The sequence below is a fragment of the Sinorhizobium fredii USDA 205 genome (assembly GCF_001461695.1).
Classification (GTDB): Bacteria; Pseudomonadota; Alphaproteobacteria; order Rhizobiales; family Rhizobiaceae; genus Sinorhizobium; species Sinorhizobium fredii.
This window is the reverse complement of record NZ_AUTC01000055.1, coordinates 61,359-80,120: the sequence shown is the minus strand read 5'-3', so window position 1 is coordinate 80,120 and position 18,762 is coordinate 61,359. Positions and strand designations below refer to the sequence as shown.

The window sequence follows — 18,762 nt, the reverse complement described above, 5'->3', positions numbered from 1 at the left end:
CGGGCAGCAGCGACAGATCTCCCGGCAGGCGCGGCATGCACCGGGCCGTGTCTTTGCCAATTGTCAAAGAAGACCCTTCGCAACTCCGGTACTCAGATGCGAGCTAAACCTCAGGAGTTGAATCATGAATGGATCGAAGGTGGCGGAGCGGCCCGGCCACGTGCCGCGGGGCCTGGGACGGACGGGGCCCGTGCTTTTCTCATACGGTTTCCGGCCGTTTTTCCTCGGAGCGGCGCTTTGGGCTGTCTCCGCCATGGGCCTGTGGATCGCCGCGCTCGCCGGCCATGTCGAACCTGGCGGCAGCTACGGCGCTCACGCCTGGCATGCGCACGAGATGCTGTTCGGTTTCGCGTCCGCCGTTCTTGCCGGCTTTCTCCTGACGGCGGTGCCGAACTGGACGGGCCGGCTGCCGGTCTCCGGCTGGCCGCTCGCCGGACTGTTCGCGCTCTGGCTGGCGGGGCGCGCGGCCCTGCTTTCCCCGGATACGATCGGCGTTCCGGCCGCTGCCGCAATCGATAGCCTCTTCCTTCCTGCGCTGCTTTTCATCTGCGCCCGCGAGGTAATCGCCGGCCGCAAGTGGAAGGACCTGAAGGTGCTTGGCGGGCTGTTGGCACTGTCCCTCGCCAATGCCTGCTTTCACGTGGCGGTGATCACCGGAGACCATGCGCATATTGCCATGCGCCTCGGCATCTCCGCCTATGTTGTCCTCGTTACAATCGTCGGCGGACGAATTCTGCCGAGCTTCACCCGCAACTGGTTGAACCGCTTCGGCCGCACCGACTTTCCCGTTCCTTATAATGGCTTCGACACGGTGGCCATCCTCGCAGGCATTGCCGCGCTCGCATCGTGGACGCTCTTTCCCGAGCATCCGGCCACAGCGCTTACCGGCCTTGTCGCCGCGTTGCTGCACGTCATCCGGCTCGGCCGCTGGCGGGGCTGGGCCACCTGGCCGGAAATGCTGCTCGTCGTCCTGCACGTTGCCTATGCCTTCATCCCATTGGGCTTTGCCGCGATCGGCTTCGCCGCGCTCGGCTTCGTCGAAGAGCACTCCGTCATGCATGTGCTGACCGTCGGCGCCATCGCCTCCATGATGCTCGCGGTGATGACCCGCGCCAGCCGCGGCCATACCGGCCATGCGCTGACGGCTTCGCGCCCGACGGTCGCCTCCTACGCCGCGGTCTTGCTCGCGGCCGTGCTGCGGCCGCTGGCAGAAATGCTGCCTGAGGCCGCGACTATGCTCTACGCCGCATCCGGTGGCCTCTGGATCCTGGCTTTCGCGCTGTTCTGCCTCGAATACGGGCCTATTCTGGTGCGCAAGCGCCGCGCGTTGCATTGATTACGATACGTTTGCCACAGCAAAAACGGCCCGGAATTCCGGGCCGTTTCCGTTTCTCCGCACTGGTGAAGCCTCAGTTCGCCATCATCTCCGGCGTCCAGGCCGGCTCGTAGGTCAGCCGCACTTCGGCATATTCGACACCCGGCACATACCAGACGCAATTCCGGACTGCCTCCTTCAGATATTCGCTGGCCGGGCAACCCCTCGTGGTCGTCGTCATCGTCACATGGGCGATGCCGCCATCATCGACGGAAACGTCGTAGATGAGGCCGAGATCGACGATGTTGCGGCCAAGTTCGGGATCGATGATCATGCGCAGCGCGTCGCGGATCGCGCCGCAGACGGTCTCGTTCGTCGCTTCGGTCATGGCATCAGCCTTTCTTTCCGGCGCGAACGAATATGCGGAAGGTCGTGCGCGTTTCGTCGAAATTTCCCGCCCACTGGTGGCCGCGTTTCGCAAGCTCCGGAAAGAGAAATATCGGCTCGCGCGAAAGCAGGGCGAACAGAACCTCGCCCGGCTGGAGCCGTTCGGCGGCGGCCAGGATGCGCACCATCGGCTCCGGCGGGTCCAGCTCGGTCAGGTCGAGGTGTTCGGCCGGGTCGGGCCAGGTGTCCGCATTCTCAGCGTCGGCGGACGCTTCCACCGGCGTGCCCGTCGCGTTCGGCGTGAACAGAACCTCCCAGTCGCCGCCCTCTATCTCCTTCGCCGCGTGGCCGAAGCCGCGGCTCTCCATCACCTTGAAGAGCGGTAGCGGGCGGAATGGGGCGAACAGCCGCAAGCCCTGCCCGGGCTTCAGCCCGCTTACGGCCTCCATGATGGCCTGGAACGGTTCGCCGCCGCTCCTCAAAATGGGGCGAACGTCGAGTTCTCGGGGTGCAGGGTTCATCGGTCACTCCTGTTGTCGAGCGATTGGAAGAAAGAGATGGGGTCTGGGCGCCCCGATCGGGAAACGCAGCGGCTCGGCAACGGATGAAAGCATCCGGGCGCGGACGAGTTCCGCGATCAGGCCGACAGTTGCGATGAGTTGCAGCAGCAGCGCCGCGCGAAACCATAGGGCGCTCTCGGCAAAAAGCGCACCCGTGGCCGCCGCGACGGCTCCGTAATAGAGGCAGAACCACAGGCTCGATCGGCGCTCGCGGACGAGATCCTGCACACGCGGAACCGCGACGCGACCGAGAACCGAGCCATAGCATTCGAGCCAGGTCAGGAAGGGAACGATCTTGTAGAGCTGCGCGAGCCCCAGTCCGGTGAGCCAGCCGAAGACGAAGAGATAGACAAGAGCCGCGCCCCCCTCACCGGCCGCCGCCCTGGCACCCGGAACGATAAACAACACCACAGACAGAAAGAGAGCCACAAATGCTGCATAGCTTGCGCGAATATTGAGCTCCACCGCCTTGCGCCGGCGCTCGCGAAACAGACGGATCACATCGGCGCAGTAGAGAAGAGTGGCGATACCAGCAAGAAGCGCTGCAAACGCGAGCGGTCCCTGCGCGGCCGAGTCATCAAGGACAAGCCAGGTGATACGGCCCACGACCAGCGCCAATGCGGCGCTGCCGGCCCACCAGACGAGGCGCGACGTGCCGCGCGCCTCCTCGGGCGCGAGCATGAACATCGGCAGCAGCCGGTAGCTGACCCCTACGGCGGTGAGGGTCAGCCAGCCGCCGAGACCGAGGGCTGCGTGCGACGGCACGCCGTGGATGAGCAGCGTGGTAGCGAAATCACTCGCGACGGTGCCTGAAAGAACGAGTGCGAAGACGGCGCCGATCAGAACCGTCGCCACCAGCGCAAGCAGGCCAAGCCCGACGAAACGGGCCGGCAGCGGCAGCGGCCGCGCTGCAACGAGCGTCGCTGCAAGCATCGCGGCCGCAAGCCCGAAGCCGGTGACCAGGAGCAACGCGCCGAGCGGCAGCATGGCGGGCGAAAGCTCGCCTAGGTCGGCCATGGTACCAAAGCCGCCGACGAGCAAGAGAAGTCCGCTGACAAGCAGAAGCAGCACCGGCAGGGCAAGCCGCCCGCCACGAAGCGGCGCGGCGACCAGCACCGGCACGAATTGCAGGAGTGCTCCGACCATCAGCAGGCCGAGCCAGCCGATGGCGAGAACGTGGACCAGCGCCAGCGTTTCCGGGGCATCGACGTCCGCAAACGGATAGCCGTAACCGGCCACCATTATGCCCTGGCCGATCACCAGGAAGAGGCAGGCGGCAGCGAAGTAGGACATCGTCCATCGGGAAAGCGTGGCGCCTGGCATTTCGCCTCACCCCTGGATCACGATGATTTTGGGTCTGTTCGACCCAAAATCATAAAATGTGATCAATTCTAAAAAGCTAGAGCGGGATGCGGGCGGAAAACCGCGCACATTTCTCCTCATTCCGCTCTGGTTACGAGATCACCGCATTCAAATGAAGCGGATCAATGATCCGACCCGCAGCAGCATTCGCAGCCTGCCCCATCTTCCAGGCGGGCTATCTCAACGCGCCATACCTCCGGCCCTTCTTCCAGATAATCCCAGCCGAACTGGCCCGGAAAATTCGTCTCCAACTGGTAGTGAAGGGGGCGCGGATCGTGGTCACTGGTGATCTGCATCGCCCCCCCCGGAAGGAGCGCGCCGAGCATACCGAAAATCCGGGGATGACGCTCGCGCGGCGGAACGGTGCGAACGTCGATGGATGGCTTTGTGTCCGTCATTTTCCTGGCAATTCTCTTGGTGGCCGCCCCTCGTTCGTTCCGGTACGGCGGCGGCTTCACCATACAGGAACTTGGCTGACCGTAGCCTCGGACCTGCTCCGCGACTTTGACGCCGAGCAAACAATTCGCGAGAACGCCTTCGTCCCGCTCCTTGACATTGGTCAAAGAGAGGAACCCGGTGCACCTCTAGGATGGCGCTCGAACCGTTCTCCCGCACCGGAAGGAATTTCTCATGCAACCGTCCCTAGTCGCGAAATATGGCGAGGCGCGCCTGCCGCGTTACACGAGCTACCCGACGGCGCCGCGCTTCTCGCCCGCGATCGACGTCGGCACCTATGGCGACTGGCTTGCCGCGACGCCGCTCGACAAGCCGGCATCGCTTTACCTGCACATACCTTTCTGTCGCTCGATGTGCTGGTACTGCGGCTGCCACACGACGATCACACAGCGCGACCAGCCGATCCTCGACTATCTCGACATGCTCCGCGAGGAGATAGGCGTCGTCGCCGCAAGGACGAAGGCACCACTCAACATCGACCATGTGCATTTCGGCGGGGGAACGCCGACAATCATGCGGCCGGAGGAAATGCTGGCGCTTGTCCGGCTTCTGCGCGAGCGTTTCGACTTCGCCGATACCGCCGAGATCGCGGTGGAAATCGATCCCCGGACGCTCGAGCAGGAGATGGCGACGGCTCTCGGAGAAGCCGGGGTCCGCCGGGCAAGTCTCGGGGTGCAGAGCTTTGACCCGGTCGTCCAGATGGCGATCAACCGGGTCCAGAGCGAGGAGCAAACGTTGGAGGCGGTTTCCCGGCTGCGGCGGGCCGGTGTCGACAGCATCAATTTCGATCTCATCTACGGCCTGCCGCACCAGACGGTCGAGTCCTGCATCGCGACGGCCGAAGCCGCAATCGCCATGGGGCCGGACCGTTTCGCCGTCTTCGGCTATGCCCATATTCCTTCCTTCAAGAAGCATCAGAAGCTGATCGACGAGGCCGCGCTCGCCAACGCGGAAGGCCGCGTTGCCCAGGCGGAGGCGATCGCCGCAACCCTGATTGCGGCCGGCTATCGCCGTATCGGCCTCGACCATTTCGCCCGGCCGGACGACAGCCTGGCGCTCGCGCAGGAAAATGGGCAGTTGCACCGCAATTTCCAGGGCTACACCACCGATGCCTGCGAGACCCTCATCGGCTTCGGCGCCTCGGCAATCGGCCGGATGACGGCCGGCTATGTCCAGAACGAGATACCCCCCGGTGTCTACGCACAGCGGATCGCCTCCGGCCGTCTTGCTACCGTGAAGGGCTACAGCCTGACGGCGGAGGACCGGCTGCGGGCAAATGTCATCGAGCGGCTGATGTGCGACTTCCGCGTCGACGTGCCCGCCATCGCCGCCGCACACGGCTTCGATCCGCAGATGCTGCTCCACGGCAACGCCAAGCTCGCAATGCTGGAGAGCGACGGCGTCCTCGAAAACGTCGGCGGGGTCATACGGTTGCACGACGAAGGACGATTCCTGATTCGAGCCGTCGCCGCCGCCTTCGACGCCTATCTGGAGCAATCGGCGCGAACCCACAGCAAGGCGGCGTAGCCTGCCAGGAAAGGCGGGCGTTGATACCCCCTCTGCCCTGCCGGGCATCTCCCCCACAAGGAGGGAGATTCGACACCGGCAATGTCTCGCCCATCATCCACGCTTCGCCTTGGGCGAAGTTGAATTTTGCAAGGCAGATCGGTGCTTTAGCCGATCTCCCCCCTTTGTGGGGGAGATGGCTGGCAGGCCAGAGGGGGGTGTTCCCAGAGGTGCTCCCTGCGGCATCGGTGGCGTCATGTTTCGGCGTGCATACCCAGTCGGCCCGAACGCTGCAGTCGGATGAGATGTCGCCTCAGACAGAAAGGCCCGGCATGTACGCGCATGCCGGGCCTTCCACCTCGCGACCTGCCCCCGTCTATCTTACGAGGCCGCGATAGATTGCCGGCAGGGCCTGAGGCAGCCGGCCGATATTGCTGACGACGGCATAGCCGTTCTGCCCGAAGATCACCGGGACATAGGATTTCGCCTCGCGATCCACCGTCACCCCGAATACGCTGATCCCCGAGCGGCGTGCTTCGCCGACAGCCCGGCGGCTGTCCTCGAGCGCGAAGCGTCCCTCGTAGTGATCGACGTCGTTCGGCTTGCCGTCGGTGAGGACGATCAGGAGCTTGCGGCGGTTCGGCCGTTCGACAAGCCCCGCTGCTGCGTGCCGGATGGCGGTGCCGATGCGGGTATAGTAACCGGGCTTCAGCGCCGCGATGCGTGCCTCGATCGTTGCGCTCATCGCCTCGTCGAAAGCCTTGACCGTCTCGATCCGCACCCAGTCCCGCCGCCGCGAGGTGAAGGTGAGGATTTCGTGGGCATCGCCACAGGCGGAGAGCCCGTGCGCCAGAACCAGAAGCGCCTGCTTCTCGACGTCGAGGACGCGCAGATCGTCGAACCAGGCGTCGGTTGAAAGCGACACGTCGACAAGGATCGTCACTGCGAGATCGTGCGCCTGCGGACGGCTCATCATGTGGATGCGGTTGCTGCCCTGCCCCCCGGCCCTAAGGTCGGTTCGAGCCCGCACAACCGCATCGAGATCGAGATCGGCTCCGTCGATCTGTGCCCGCAGCATCTCGTGACGCGGCCGCAAGACTTCGAACTGGCGACGCACGCGCCGGATCAGGCTCTTCGTCGCCGGGTCCGCTTCGCCGACCGTGCCTGCTGCCGAAGCCGGCGCGGCAAGCACTCGGCAATGATCCTTGAGGTAGCTGCCGCTGCGATAGTCCCATTCGGGATAGGTAAGTTCCGCCATGAGCGGGGTCCGGTCGAGCGCTTCTGGCGGCAGGTCGAGGTCGAAGCGAAAGCGCGCCGCCGGACGACCATGACGCTCGCCGAGCGTCATGTCGTCGAGCTCGTCGGCCGCGCTGGCGTCGTGATCGTCGCTGTCGTCCGCGGGGCGATCGACATTGACCATCTCGGCCATGGCGAGGATCTTCTCGAAGCGATTGAGAATGAAGGGGCTCCGCTCCGACTGCCGCTGCGCCTCGCGCGTCGCCACATGGCGCGTCGTCTCCGGTCCCTCCGCCCTGCCGCCACCGCGCGCCGGCTCGTCTTCGCCGTTTCGCCGCTCCGTCTCTTCACGCAGCAGCGCGTCGGGCCAAAGCGGCACCGGCAGCATCGGCAGGTAGCCGGGCGGCGCACGACTGGGAAAGATCACCGGCATCACCTCCTCGATCCGTCCGGCACCTCTTTTCAGCATGTCCAGGATTCGATTTTCGACATGCTGCTCGACCGCCGGAAGCGACCGCCGTTGCCGTACGTCGAGCACTGCCCTGCAGAGACGCCGATAGCGCGGACGCAGCGCCGGGAAGGTCGTGAGTACTGCCCTCACCGTCTCTTCTGCCCGAGCGAGGCTTGACAGATCACGGGCGAGAGGATCGCCGTCACGGACCGGCGAGAGCGGCATGACCGCCATCGTCGCCGCCAGCCAGAAGTAGAGATCGCGGTTGAGCCGACGCAGAGGCAAGAAATCGATTTCCGCCGGTAGCATCAGCGTTGCGTGGTCGCGCGCCGGCTGCACAAGCTTTTCCTCGCCGAGCCCCATGCGCTGGCGCAACCGCAGACGATGCGTCGAGGTGCGGCCGCGGGCAGGCGCGATCTGCACCGCCCGCTCACCGCCGAGACCGCGGAAGTAGACGGCAAGGACGGCCTGAACCTCTTCGAGCCTGACGGCCTCGTCCGGAAATCGCGGCCAGGTGCGCGTATTGCCGACGAGGCGGTGCCAGGCGCGGCCGACGGTTTCTTCGAGTTCGAGAAAATCCAGCATTCGTCGGTCCTTTAGAGAATTGGAGCGGGATGCGGGCGAAAAACCGCGCACACTTTCCTCATCCCGCTCTAGCGGATGATCGCGTCGGCGACCTCGATCAGCGCCGCCTTGACGTCCGGCTCGTCCGCCAACGGCTCGATCATCGTCGCGATCACCGCGTCGCGCAGCGACAGGCCGCTATCGACCAGGCTCGCGCAGTAGACGATGAGGCGCGTCGACACGCCTTCCTCGAGGTCGTGGCCTTTCAAGGCCCGCAGCCGGTGGGCGAGATCGACGAGCGGCGCGACCCGGGCTTCGTCGAGGCCGCTTTCCTCAGAGACGACGGCGATCTCGCGATCCCGCGGCAGGAAGTCGAACTCGATGGCGACGAAACGCTGGCGCGTGCTCGGCTTCAGGGTTTTCAGGAGGTTCTGGTAGCCGGGGTTATAGGAGACGACCAGCATGAAGCCGGGCGGCGCCTCGAGCACCTCGCCGGTGCGTTCCAGCGGCAGGATGCGCCGGTCGTCGGTGAGCGGATGGAGCACGACGGCGACGTCCTTGCGGGCCTCGACGATCTCGTCGAGATAGCAGATGCCGCCCTCACGGACGGCGCGCGTCAGCGGCCCGTCGACCCACACGGTATCACCGCCTTTGAGGAGATAGCGGCCGGTCAGGTCCGCGGCGGCAAGGTCGTCATGGCACGATACGGTTGCGAGCGGCAGGCCGAGTCTTGCGGCCATGTGGGCGACGAAGCGCGTCTTGCCGCAGCCGGTCGGCCCCTTCAAGAGCAGCGGCAGCTGGCGAACCCAGGCGCTTTCGAAGAGCGCACATTCCTGACCCGAGGGAGAATAGGCCGGGATGTCGTGTTCCGCAGTCAGCGGGCTTTTCAAGGCGATGTTCATGGGGGGAGACTCCGAAATCAATTGAGAGGAGAAAGGGCGGGCGGCCCGTCATCGGACCGCCCGCTGGACCTCATTCGGCAGGTTGAACGGCCTGGCTGGGAGCCAGACTCCGGCTTCGGCCGGGGACCAGGACCGCCCAGATGAACATCAGCGCCGAGATCAGGACGACGACGCCGGAGCCGAGGCGCACCCAGTAGAAGAGCGCCAGTTGATCCTGCACGGCCATGAAGCTCTCGCCGAGGACCCGCTGCAGGTGAACCTGAACGACGCCGGCGAAGGTGAGTGCGAAGGTCATTACCGACATCGCGCTGCACATGGCCCAGAAGCTGACGATCGACAGCCACTGGTTATAGGGCGCCCGCCCGCGGATCTCCGGAATTGCATAGGCCATGATCGCAAGGTTGAGCATCACATAGGCACCGAAGAAGGCGAGGTGCCCGTGGGCGGCGGTGACCTGCGTGCCGTGGGTGTAGTAGTTGACCGACGACAGCGTGTGCAGGAAGCCCCAGACGCCGGCACCGAAGAACGCCATCACCGAGCAGCCGATCGACCAGAGCAGTGCCGCCTTGTTCGGATGCTTGCGGCCGGCCTTCCAGGTCATCACGAAGGTGAAGACCACCATGGTGAAGAAGGGCGCGACCTCGAGCGTCGAGAACAGCGAGCCGATCCACTGCCAGTAACCCGGCGCGCCGATCCAGTAATAATGGTGGCCGGTGCCGAGGATGCCGGAGAAGAGCGCCAGGCCGACGATGACGTAGAGCCACTTTTCGACGACCTCGCGGTCGATGCCGTTGAGCTTGATCATCAGGAAGGCGAGCACCGAGGCCATGATCAGCTCCCACACGCCTTCGACCCAAAGATGCACGACATACCACCAGTACATCTTGTCGAGTGCGAGATTGATCGGGTTGTAGAAGGCGAACAGGAAGAAGATTGCCACGCCCCAGAGGCCGAAGATCAGGATGTTGGTGACCGTCGTCTTGCGGCCTTTGAGGACCGTCAGGGTGATGTTGAAGAGAAACATCAACGCCACGACAACGATGCCGACCTTGATCGCAAAGGGCTGTTCGAGGAATTCCCGGCCCTCGTGGATGTGGAAGAGATAGCCGACGACGGCAACGGCCGCGGCGATCAGGAAGATCCAGAACTGGGCGATCGCGATCTTCGGACTATAGAGTTCGGTTTCCGCTTCTTCCGGCAAGAGATAATAGGTGGCGCCCATGAAGCCCATCAGCAGCCAAACGATCAGCGCGTTGGTATGCACCATGCGAACGATGTTGAAGGGCAGCAGTTCGGAGAGCGTGTTGGGCAACACGTAGATGGTGCCGGCGAGCACGCCGAACAGGACCTGGGCAAGAAACAGGCCGAGCGCACCGTAGAAATACAGCATCGCGACCTTTTGGGTTTGATATTTCATGTCTTTTCTCCTTGTCCCGCCGTCTCAGCCCGCCTCGTTCGGAGGCCAGTTCTGCGTCTTGATGCGGCTCGTCCATTCGAGGAAGTCGGCAAGGTCGTTCAGTTCCTGCTCGGTGAGATTGAATTGCGGCATCTGCCGCCGCCCCTCGGCACCGGAGGGCTGTGCGGCCATCCATGACTTGAGCGTCTCGCGCGCGCCTTCGGGATCGGACTCGCCGCCCCATCGCTTCCACACGTTGCCGATCTCCGGCGCGAAATAGGCGCCTTCGCCGAGCAGGGTGTGGCAGTTGATACAGGAGTTCTTCTCCCAGACGTGCTTGCCGCGCGCCACGGAGTCGGTCAGCGTCGACTCGTCAGTGGATTCGGTCTTCATGTAGTAGTGGCTGTGGGCCGTGAGGCCGACAAAGATTGCGAAGAAGAAGATGGAGCCGCCGTAGAAGACGTTACGTGCCCCTGTCTTGGTAAGGCGTTCTGCCATCCCATGGTCCTTTCGATTCCCGGAGGCCGCAATCACGCGGACCTGCGCAATTCCCGCCGGTCGGCCGCGGAGTCCCCCGCCCACCGGTAAACGCGATCCCTTCTAAGGTTTGCACGCGGCCGGTCTTTGCGTTTCGGCAAACAAGCGGCGAAGAGCCGTTCAACCGACGTGAGAAACGGATGCGATGAGAGCTTTTGCCGCAGCGGCAAGCGAAAAGAAGAGCGGCCAGGCGATAAGGCCGACCCGCAAGACCCGCGGGCCGGAACGCAGGCCGAGAAAATCCAGCACGACGAGACGGGCCTTCAGGACCGCGAGCATCAGGAAGCCGAGCGTGAGAACCAGTGGGGCGGCAGAGTTCTGGACTTTAAGCGAAAGCAGCAGACCAGCAAGAACCATCAGGACGAGGATGATCCAGGTGTTCGTCAACTGTCGGGGGGTGCGATCGGTCATCCTATTCACACCAGATAGAGTATCGGGAACATGACGATCCAGACGAGATCGATCACGTGCCAGAGGGTGGTGACGAGAACGACATTGGCCGGACGCGGTCTCCAGGCGACGATGAGCAGCACGATGCCGACGAAGCCAACGTGGACGAGATGAAAGCCGGTGAGGATGAAGTAAAGTTCGAAGAAGGAATGAAACGCCGCCTCGCCGGCAAAGCGGATTTCGGTGCTGTATTCGTAGATCTTGATGGCAACGAAAGCGAAGCCAAGAAGCGCCGCCAGCACCAATGCCCGGCGCCGCCTGCTGACGGACGCGCGCTGCCCCGCCGCGATCGCCGCCTGCCAGCCGCTGGTCAGCAGCACGAGGGTGTTGAGAGCGGCAATTCCCGGTTTGAGGTGCAGCCGTGCGACGGCGAAATCCTCCGGCGCGATCATCGACGCCACCAGGAAGGCGCCGATGAGAATGCCGAAGGCGGCAAGCTCGCTCCAGATCAGCACCCACAGAATGAAGGTGTCGGTTTCCTCTTCGCCGGCGGCGCCGGCCATCGTTGCGTTTTCCATGCCGCGTCTCCGCATCGGTTACTGAGCGGATAGGAAAAAGGAGCGGCCGGTTCTTTGCTCTTGATCAAAGACCAGTCCAGCCGTCCCGCTATGTTCCGTGAAAACGGAGATCGCCATGAACGACGCACAGATCGGCCTCTCGGTCGCCACCCCGATCATCATCATCTTCTCCCTGGTGCTCTACCGGATGGGCGTCCTGCAACGCACCGGCACCGTCGCCGCCGTGCTGGCATCCGTCGCCTGCGCCGCCGTCCTGTTCATCGACCGATGAGGGAGTAAAGATCATTGGTCCCGCCCGCGCCGCTCGACAGCCTTCAGGCAAGATATCGCGAGTTGCTCGCCCTCTGTGATGCAGTAGAGGCCATCGTCGATTCGATCGCCGGCCGCATGGACCGGGCGCATTGCATCGCGACCGCGACGCAGATATCGGCCTTGCATCTTGTCGAGACGGTCGAAAAGCCCTCGCACAAGCATCTCGCCGCGACGCTCCAGGGGGCTGCATCGGGGAGAAGCAAGTTTGCCTGGGAGGCGATCGACTCTATGCTGCGCGTCTTTCTCGATGGGCTGCGCCGCCACGTCGCTGCGGACCAGGCGACGATCGAAGCGATGCGGCGGTCGAAGACATCACACTAGAATGGAGCGGGGCATTTCTGGTCAGCTCCGAGGCAAATTCAGATGGCTGAATTCTTACTGGCGCTGTTCGTTTTTCTGCTCCTCCACTCCATTCCGGCGATGCCCGCCATTCGCGAGCGGCTGATAGCACGCCTCGGCAGGGCGACCTATTTCTCGCTCTATTCGCTCGTCTCTATCCTCGTCCTCGGCTGGGTGTTCTACTCGGCGTTGAACGTCGACTACATTCCTCTTTGGGACCCGGCGGCCTGGCAGGCCTGGGTCACGCTGATCGCCGCCCCGACCGGTGTCTTTCTCGTGGTCGCTGGGCTCTTCAGCGTCAACCCGCTGTCGGCCTCGATCCGCCAGGGCGCGATGCCTGGCGCAATCGTGGCGATCACCCGACATCCTGTTCTCTGGGGCTTCGCCATCTGGGCGCTCGGCCATCTGGTCGCCAATGGTGACCTGCGCTCGCTGATCCTCTTCGGGGGCTTCGCGCTGTTCGCGCTCGCCAGCATACCGATGCTGGAGAAGCGTGCGCGCCGACGGCTCGGGGAAAAATGGTCACGAGAGGCCGCGGCGACGTCGATCCTGCCTTTCGCGGCGGTGCTCTCCGGACGCACTCGCATCAGAGGCGATCGGCCGCTCGCCTTCGCAGCCGTGGCGACCGCGGCCCTCACGCTGTGGCTGCTCGCGGGCGGCCATGCTGCGCTGTTCTATGCCGACCCCTTGCTTTTGGCGACTGCTTTCTAACCGCAAATTGCGGGCTTCCGGCTGCTCATGAACTTTGCCCGAGGCCCAGTTCCCCCCACAGGCGATCGACCCGGCTGACGATCTCCGCGGGCATTTCGAGAACACGTCCCCACTCGCGCTCCGTCTCGGCCCCGAGCTTGCGGGTCGCATCCAGCCCTAGCTTGCCGCCGAGGCCGGGCTTTGGCGAGGCGAAATCGAGATAGTCGATGGGCGTGTCGTTGAGGATGGTGACATCGCGGCTGGCGTCGAAGCGGGTCGAAAGCGCCCAGATGACGTCGGCCCAATTCCTGACGTCGATATCCGGGTCGACGGCGATGATCAGCTTGGTGTAGGTGAATTGCGGCAGCATCGACCACAGGCCCATCATGATCCGCTTCGCCTGACCCGGATATCGCTTGTCGAGCGAGACCACCATGGCCCTGTACGAGCACGCCTCCGGCGGCAGGTAGAGGTCGACGATTTCCGGGAATTGCCGCTTCACCAGCGGCAGGAAGAGCTCCATCATCGCCTCGCCGAGCTTCGACGGCTCATCCGGCGGGCGGCCCGTATAGGTCGAAAGATAGTAGGGCTTGCGGCGCATGGTGATGGCCGACAGCGTCATCACCGGAAAGCGCTCGACGGAGTTGTAATAGCCCGTGTGGTCGCCGTAGGGACCTTCTTCGGCAGTCTCCTCAGCCGAGACAATGCCCTCCAAGACAATCTCGGCCGTGGCCGGGACCGACAGCGGAACGGTGATCGCCGGGGCGACCTGCGGCCGCTCGGCCTTCAACAGTCCGGCGAAATTGAGCTCGCTCATATTCTCGGGCAAGGGCATCACCGCCGCAAGGATCGTCGCCGGATCGGCACCGATCGCGACCGCCACCGGCATGTCCTCGCCGCGTTGCTGCCATAAGCGATGGTGGCGGGCGCCGCCGCGATGCGCCAGCCACCGCAGGACGAGCCGGTTCGGGCCGAGCACCTGCATGCGGTAGATGCCGACATTGACGTCGCTCGGATCGTCCGGCGCACGGGTGATCACCAGCGGCCAGGTGACGAGCGGCGCGGGCTCGCCCGGCCAGCACCATTGGATCGGCAGACGCGCCAGGTCCACTTCCGCACCGCGCCACACCATCTCCTGCACCGGCGGCCGTGCCACGCTTCGCGGCCGCATCGCGACCGCGGCTTTCAACAGCGGCAGCTTGCTCCAGGCATCCTTCACCGATTGCGGCGGTCTCGGTTCGCGCAGCTCCGCCAGCATATCCGCCAGCGCCGGCAGCCCGCCTGTCGGAAGGCCGAATCCCCACTCGATCCTCTCTTGCGTGCCGAAGAGATTGACGAGAAGCGGCATGTCGCAAAGGCGGCCGGAGGCATCGACCGGGTTCTCGAAGAGCAATGCCGGCCCCTCTGATTTGAGCACGCGCCGGTGGATCTCCGTCACCTCATGCACGAGCGAAACGGGTCGCGATATGCGGCGCAACCGGCCGCGCTGCTCGAGCATGGCGGCGAATTCCTGAAGCCCGGAAAAGCGGCGAATGGGTGACTCTGCGCGATTCATGCGCGCTGTCTCGCCCGCGAAACCACTTCTGTCTTTGCGCTGGCTCAAATTGTGCAGCGGACATCGCGCTAGGCTCAGTGCCGAATCGTCATTTCGCGAAAGGCGAGAGTTATGGAAGTCCCACGCCCGCTGGCCGCGCCCCTTGCCGTCGTGCCGATTCCCCTGATCGAGGGGGCGGTGAAGCTCATGTTCAAGAGTTTGCTCAAGCGGCATCCGACGCTCTTCGAGCGCCTTGGCGAGCACAAACCGAAGCGTTATGCCTTCCGGCCTACCGACCTGGCGCTCGTCTTCCTGGTCGAGCCGGCGCGGCCGGCAATCTCCGTATTGCGCCGGGCCGCAGATCCCTCGACCGATGCCGCAGTGGAAGGACCGTTGTTCCTGCTGCTGGCGCTTCTCGAAGGCCGCTGCGACGCCGATGCGCTGTTCTTTTCACGGGCGCTCACCGTCACCGGGGACATGGAGGCGATGCTGGCGCTGCGCAATGCCCTCGACGGCTCGGACATCGACCTGCCGCGCGATCTCGGCGCGGCCACCGGACCATTCGCCCCGCTTATCAGCCGAACGGCGGCTGCGATCCGTCGGCGCGCGCTTGCCGGGGAGACGGTCGCATGGAACTGATCTGCCCGGCCGGAACCCCGGCCGCCTTCCGCGAAGCGGTCGATGCCGGCGCCGATGCGGTCTATTGCGGCTTCCGTGACGAAACAAACGCACGCAATTTTCCCGGCCTCAACTTTTCGCGCGAGGAGCTTCAGGACGCGATTTCCTATGCCCGGCGCAAGGGAACCCAGACTTTCGTGGCGCTCAACACCTTCATGCGCGCCGGCCACGAGAGCCTGTGGTACGAGGCTGCGGCGGATGCCGTTCGCCTTGGCGCCGACGCGCTCATCCTTGCCGATTTCGGCCTGATGGCCCATGTCGCCGAGACCTATCCGGAGCAACGGCTGCACGTCTCGGTGCAAGCCTCTGCATCGAACCCGGACGCGGTGAATTTTCTGGTCGAAGCCTTCGGCGCCAAGCGGGTCGTGCTGCCGCGCACGCTGACGATCTCCGACATCGGCCGCCTCGCCCGTCAGATTCGCTGCGAGATCGAGGTCTTCGTCTTCGGCGGGCTCTGCGTGATGGCCGAGGGCCGCTGCTCGCTCTCCTCCTACGCTACCGGCAAATCGCCCAACATGAACGGTGTGTGCTCGCCGGCCAGCCATGTGCGCTATCGGCAGGATGGCGGCGACCTCGTCTCGGAGCTCGGGTCCTATACGATCAACCGCTTTCCGCGCGAGGAAGCGGCCGGCTACCCGACGCTCTGCAAGGGCCGCTTCGATATCGCCGATGCTAGCGGCTATGCCTTCGAGGATCCGGTTTCCCTCGACGTCATGGACCAGATCGACGCTCTGAGAGAGGCGGGCGTCAGCGCGCTCAAGATCGAGGGCCGGCAGCGCGGCAAGGCCTATGTCGCCGAAGTCGTCTCGACGCTGCGCAAGGCACTCGATGCTAAACCCGAGCACCGCCGGCCCCTGCTTGCCCGCCTCAGGCTGTTGAGCGAGGGGCAGCGCACGACGTCCGGCGCCTACGAAAAGCGCTGGAGGTAACGCGATGGTGAATTCCGGTCCTCCCACACTCAGCCTCGGCCCGGTCCTCTATCTTTGGGAGGGCGACAAGTGGCGAGACTTTTACTACCGCATTGCCGACGAGGCGCCGGTGCACCATGTGATCATCGGTGAAACCGTCTGTTCGAAGCGGCTGCACTTCACCGAACCGCATTTGCCGGCAGTGATCGAGCGGCTGGAGGCGGCAGGAAAGCATGTCGTCCTTTCCACCCTCGCCCTCGTGACGCTCGAACGCGAGAGCCAATATGTGCGTTCCCTGGTCGCCGACAGCCACTTTCCGATCGAGGCGAACGACCTTTCCGCCCTCGCTTTGCTCGAAGGCAGACCCCATTCGATCGGGCCGCTCATCAATATCTATAACGCAGCGACGGCCCGCTTGCTGGCAAGGCGGGGTGCGTCGAGCATATGCTTGCCGCCCGAACTGCCGGCGAGCTCGATCGCCGAGATCGCCGCCGGGACACCGGACACCGCGTTCGAAGTGCACGCCTTCGGGCGAATGCCGCTCGCCATTTCCGCGCGCTGTGCGCATGCCCGCGCCAAAGGGCACATCAAGGACAATTGCCAGTTCGTCTGCGCCGAGGACCCCGACGGTTTGCCGGTGAAGACTCTCGACCGTCAGTCCTTCCTCGCCCTTAATGGGGTGCAGACAGTTTCGTTCACCTGCCAGTCCCTCCTTACCGAGTTGCTGGACCTCGTCTCAATGGGCGTCAGCCGCTTCCGGCTGTCGCCGCAGGATTGCGACATGGTGGCGGTCGCCAGCCTCTACGATGACGTTCTACACGGCCGCACGGATGCCGAAGGCGGTATTGCCCGGCTTCGGCAGCTCTATCCCGCGGCCCCGCTTTCAAACGGATTTCACCACGGCCAGGAGGGCGCCGCCTGGGTGGCCCGCGCCCGCAACATTGGACACCGGGGGGCGGAATGAGACCGAACGACGCTGCAACCGCGATCGCATCGGCTTTCGCCCAAACCAGCGAAGAAATCAGTCGCGCAGTCAAGCGGATGCGTGGCGTCATGCTGAACGGCGCGGCCGACTGCGAATGCCGCGACCGAATGGAGGAGGCGCTGCGCGACCTCGAGAGACTTGAAGGTGCCCGAATCACGGAGCGCCTCCTCGGTCTCGCGGACAACCAGCGGCGACGAATCGAGGCGCTGCTTGTGCTGCTCGGCGATTTCAATCCGAACGAACCCGGCGCACTCGACGAAGGCATGATCGCGGAAGCCGGACTGCTTTTCGGCGATATCGCGCAGCGGAGCTGGCGTCAAATCTGCTGAAACAGGCGCGTCAGTTGCAGTTGGCTCCGGAGACTCAGTCGGAGATCGATCGAGCCGCCGGCGCGCACCAGCCGCCGACGAGCGAAGACTGAACGGTGAAAGGGTGTTTTCCATGGACCGCTCGAAGCGCAATCGTTGGCGGGACGCGGCGTTGGATGTCGTCATGTCGCAATCCCCTGGGCTCGGCGAGATGAGCTTCCTCCTCGACGCGTTGCAGGAGGATGCGGGACGGCCGGCATGCGGCGACGGACGATCCGTGGTCTTTCACGACAGGATCCCGCCTCTCCGGTCTCGCCTGTAACAGCGACCAATGGGCGTTGTTGACCCCGATCAATGTCGACGTCGTTACCGGGAAGTAAATTGCATTCCAGGCTCAGGCTTCGGGAGACCCAACCATGTCCTACAAAACCATTCTCCTTGTCGTTGGCGTCAGCCAGTTCGAAAGTGACCTTCGGGCAGCAGCAAATCTTTGCGCATCGGACGGTGCGCATCTCTCGGTTCTGCCTATCAAGATCGCCACCTTGCCTCCGGTGGGAGACTTTGCCGCCATGTCGGCGGCCTGGCTCGACGAAAGGGCCAGCGACATCGAGGACCTTGGCAGGGCGGTCAAGGAAGCCAGGAACGTGCTCGACGGCCTTGGAGTATCTTACGATGTGGTTGGACGATACGCCGAGTCGATGTGGCTCGAGCACGACATCGGAGAACGGGCGCGGTATGCCGATCTCACCGTGATCGGCTCGAGCTTGAGAAGCGACGAGCGACTGCGGGCCGGCGTCGTCGAGGGCACTCTCTTCCATTCAGCGCGACCGGTCCTGCTCGCCGCCGATCTCCAATCGGCGACCTTGCGGCCGAGAAAAGTTCTCCTGGCGTGGAACGCGAGCATCGAGTCGGCACGGGCGGCCCGCGAAGCGCTGGATATGATGAGAAATGCCGAGGGCGTGAATGTCGTCCTGGTCGATCCAAAACCGGCTTCGGGGGCAGCTTCGGGCAGGAGCGGCGGAGAGCCAGGCGCCGATATTGCCGCCTATCTCGCGCGTCACGGCGTCAAAGTGACGGTCGATCGGCTTCCGGGTGCCGGACGCCGGGTCGAGGAGGTTCTCAATCAGCATGCGCTCGACATGTCGGCCGACCTGATGGTGATGGGCGCCTATGGGCATTCGCGTGTGCGCGAGAAGATATTCGGTGGTGTGACGAAGGCGATGATCGACGTCCCGGTTGTCCCGGTATTGATGGTGCGATGACCGTCCTCCGCCAGAGCGGGATGAGGAAAAGTGTGGGCGGTTTTCCGCCCGCATCCCGCTCTAAGTTTTTAGAATTGATCACGTTTATGATTTTGGGGCGATCAGG

The 18,762-nt window shown here is 64.1% G+C and carries 22 protein-coding genes; 11 read left to right on the top strand and 11 right to left on the bottom strand.

Annotated elements, in window-relative coordinates; genetic code table 11:
- The first annotated feature begins 124 nt into the window (after positions 1–124).
- Positions 125–1,336 carry an NnrS family protein gene (locus N181_RS07400; RefSeq protein WP_014327931.1) on the top strand — a complete coding sequence of 404 codons (1,212 nt, stop codon included), beginning with the start codon at positions 125–127 and terminating at the stop codon, positions 1,334–1,336.
- Positions 1,337–1,409: 73 nt separating this feature from the next.
- On the opposite strand, the gene N181_RS07395 is transcribed toward N181_RS07400, so the two are convergent.
- The 4 genes from N181_RS07395 to N181_RS07380 all read right to left on the bottom strand — a co-directional run bounded on the left by N181_RS07395 (position 1,410) and on the right by N181_RS07380 (position 4,022).
- Positions 1,410–1,703 (bottom strand): metal-sulfur cluster assembly factor, encoded by a 294-nt coding sequence (locus tag N181_RS07395; protein ID WP_014327930.1) that lies wholly within the window; start codon positions 1,701–1,703, stop codon positions 1,410–1,412.
- 4 nt (positions 1,704–1,707) lie between these two features.
- Positions 1,708–2,223: a DUF2249 domain-containing protein gene (locus N181_RS07390; protein WP_014327929.1), complete on the bottom strand. Its 516-nt coding sequence runs from the start codon at positions 2,221–2,223 to the stop codon at positions 1,708–1,710.
- Between the two features lie 3 nt (positions 2,224–2,226).
- Positions 2,227–3,585: a hypothetical protein gene (locus N181_RS07385; protein WP_014327928.1), complete on the bottom strand. Its 1,359-nt coding sequence runs from the start codon at positions 3,583–3,585 to the stop codon at positions 2,227–2,229.
- Positions 3,586–3,746: 161 nt separating this feature from the next.
- A complete protein-coding gene (locus N181_RS07380; RefSeq protein ID WP_037391056.1) occupies positions 3,747–4,022 on the bottom strand; it encodes a DUF2249 domain-containing protein in 276 nt (91 codons plus the stop codon).
- Between the two features lie 232 nt (positions 4,023–4,254).
- Here N181_RS07380 and hemN point away from each other — a divergent pair, with 232 nt between their 5' ends.
- Positions 4,255–5,607, top strand: coding sequence for an oxygen-independent coproporphyrinogen III oxidase (gene hemN, locus N181_RS07375; RefSeq protein ID WP_037434504.1), 1,353 nt, complete (start codon positions 4,255–4,257; stop codon positions 5,605–5,607).
- Positions 5,608–5,962: 355 nt separating this feature from the next.
- On the opposite strand, the gene N181_RS07370 is transcribed toward hemN, so the two are convergent.
- The 6 genes from N181_RS07370 to N181_RS07345 form a co-directional block, all read right to left on the bottom strand.
- The gene (locus N181_RS07370) at positions 5,963–7,858 is read right to left on the bottom strand and encodes a nitric oxide reductase activation protein NorD (protein WP_037391049.1); all 1,896 of its coding nucleotides are present in this window, start codon (positions 7,856–7,858) and stop codon (positions 5,963–5,965) included.
- 68 nt (positions 7,859–7,926) lie between these two features.
- Entirely contained in the window at positions 7,927–8,739 is an 813-nt protein-coding gene (locus N181_RS07365; protein ID WP_014327924.1) for a CbbQ/NirQ/NorQ/GpvN family protein, read from the bottom strand.
- Positions 8,740–8,809: 70 nt separating this feature from the next.
- Complete coding sequence (locus N181_RS07360) at positions 8,810–10,156, bottom strand: nitric-oxide reductase large subunit (protein WP_014327923.1); 1,347 nt, start codon at positions 10,154–10,156, stop codon at positions 8,810–8,812.
- Positions 10,157–10,180: 24 nt separating this feature from the next.
- Positions 10,181–10,633 (bottom strand): c-type cytochrome, encoded by a 453-nt coding sequence (locus N181_RS07355; RefSeq protein ID WP_012707559.1) that lies wholly within the window; start codon positions 10,631–10,633, stop codon positions 10,181–10,183.
- A 159-nt stretch (positions 10,634–10,792) separates the two neighbouring features.
- Entirely contained in the window at positions 10,793–11,083 is a 291-nt protein-coding gene (locus N181_RS07350) for a cytochrome C oxidase subunit IV family protein (protein WP_014327922.1), read from the bottom strand.
- 5 nt (positions 11,084–11,088) lie between these two features.
- On the bottom strand, positions 11,089–11,640 hold the full coding sequence (locus N181_RS07345) for a cytochrome c oxidase subunit 3 (protein WP_037391050.1): 552 nt from the start codon (positions 11,638–11,640) through the stop codon (positions 11,089–11,091).
- A 115-nt stretch (positions 11,641–11,755) separates the two neighbouring features.
- Here N181_RS07345 and N181_RS33975 point away from each other — a divergent pair, with 115 nt between their 5' ends.
- The 3 genes from N181_RS33975 to N181_RS07335 are packed head-to-tail and all read left to right on the top strand — an operon-like array spanning position 11,756 to position 13,002.
- Positions 11,756–11,911 (top strand): hypothetical protein, encoded by a 156-nt coding sequence (locus N181_RS33975; RefSeq protein ID WP_014327920.1) that lies wholly within the window; start codon positions 11,756–11,758, stop codon positions 11,909–11,911.
- A gap of 14 nt (positions 11,912–11,925) precedes the next feature.
- Positions 11,926–12,273 carry a hypothetical protein gene (locus N181_RS07340; protein WP_037391052.1) on the top strand — a complete coding sequence of 116 codons (348 nt, stop codon included), beginning with the start codon at positions 11,926–11,928 and terminating at the stop codon, positions 12,271–12,273.
- A 42-nt stretch (positions 12,274–12,315) separates the two neighbouring features.
- A complete protein-coding gene (locus N181_RS07335; protein WP_014327918.1) occupies positions 12,316–13,002 on the top strand; it encodes an NnrU family protein in 687 nt (228 codons plus the stop codon).
- Between the two features lie 25 nt (positions 13,003–13,027).
- Here the strand turns inward: N181_RS07335 and N181_RS07330 are convergent, their stop codons facing one another.
- On the bottom strand, positions 13,028–14,536 hold the full coding sequence (locus tag N181_RS07330) for a UbiD family decarboxylase (RefSeq protein ID WP_037434506.1): 1,509 nt from the start codon (positions 14,534–14,536) through the stop codon (positions 13,028–13,030).
- A 111-nt stretch (positions 14,537–14,647) separates the two neighbouring features.
- Between N181_RS07330 and ubiT the strand changes: the two genes are divergently transcribed.
- From ubiT to N181_RS07300, 6 genes are all read left to right on the top strand, one after another.
- Entirely contained in the window at positions 14,648–15,154 is a 507-nt protein-coding gene (gene ubiT / locus N181_RS07325; protein ID WP_014327916.1) for a ubiquinone anaerobic biosynthesis accessory factor UbiT, read from the top strand.
- Positions 15,145–16,122, top strand: coding sequence for a ubiquinone anaerobic biosynthesis protein UbiU (ubiU, locus tag N181_RS07320; RefSeq protein WP_037391060.1), 978 nt, complete (start codon positions 15,145–15,147; stop codon positions 16,120–16,122). The genes ubiT and ubiU overlap by 10 nt, the downstream gene beginning before the upstream one ends.
- Before the next feature lie 4 nt (positions 16,123–16,126).
- Positions 16,127–17,065 (top strand): ubiquinone anaerobic biosynthesis protein UbiV, encoded by a 939-nt coding sequence (gene ubiV / locus N181_RS07315; protein ID WP_014327914.1) that lies wholly within the window; start codon positions 16,127–16,129, stop codon positions 17,063–17,065.
- Positions 17,062–17,415 carry a hypothetical protein gene (locus tag N181_RS07310; protein ID WP_234885854.1) on the top strand — a complete coding sequence of 118 codons (354 nt, stop codon included), beginning with the start codon at positions 17,062–17,064 and terminating at the stop codon, positions 17,413–17,415. The genes ubiV and N181_RS07310 overlap by 4 nt, the downstream gene beginning before the upstream one ends.
- A gap of 112 nt (positions 17,416–17,527) precedes the next feature.
- Positions 17,528–17,716, top strand: a complete 189-nt coding sequence (locus tag N181_RS07305; RefSeq protein WP_037391068.1) for a hypothetical protein — start codon at positions 17,528–17,530, stop codon at positions 17,714–17,716.
- Between the two features lie 94 nt (positions 17,717–17,810).
- Positions 17,811–18,656: a universal stress protein gene (locus tag N181_RS07300; RefSeq protein WP_014327910.1), complete on the top strand. Its 846-nt coding sequence runs from the start codon at positions 17,811–17,813 to the stop codon at positions 18,654–18,656.
- Positions 18,657–18,762 lie beyond the last annotated feature (106 nt).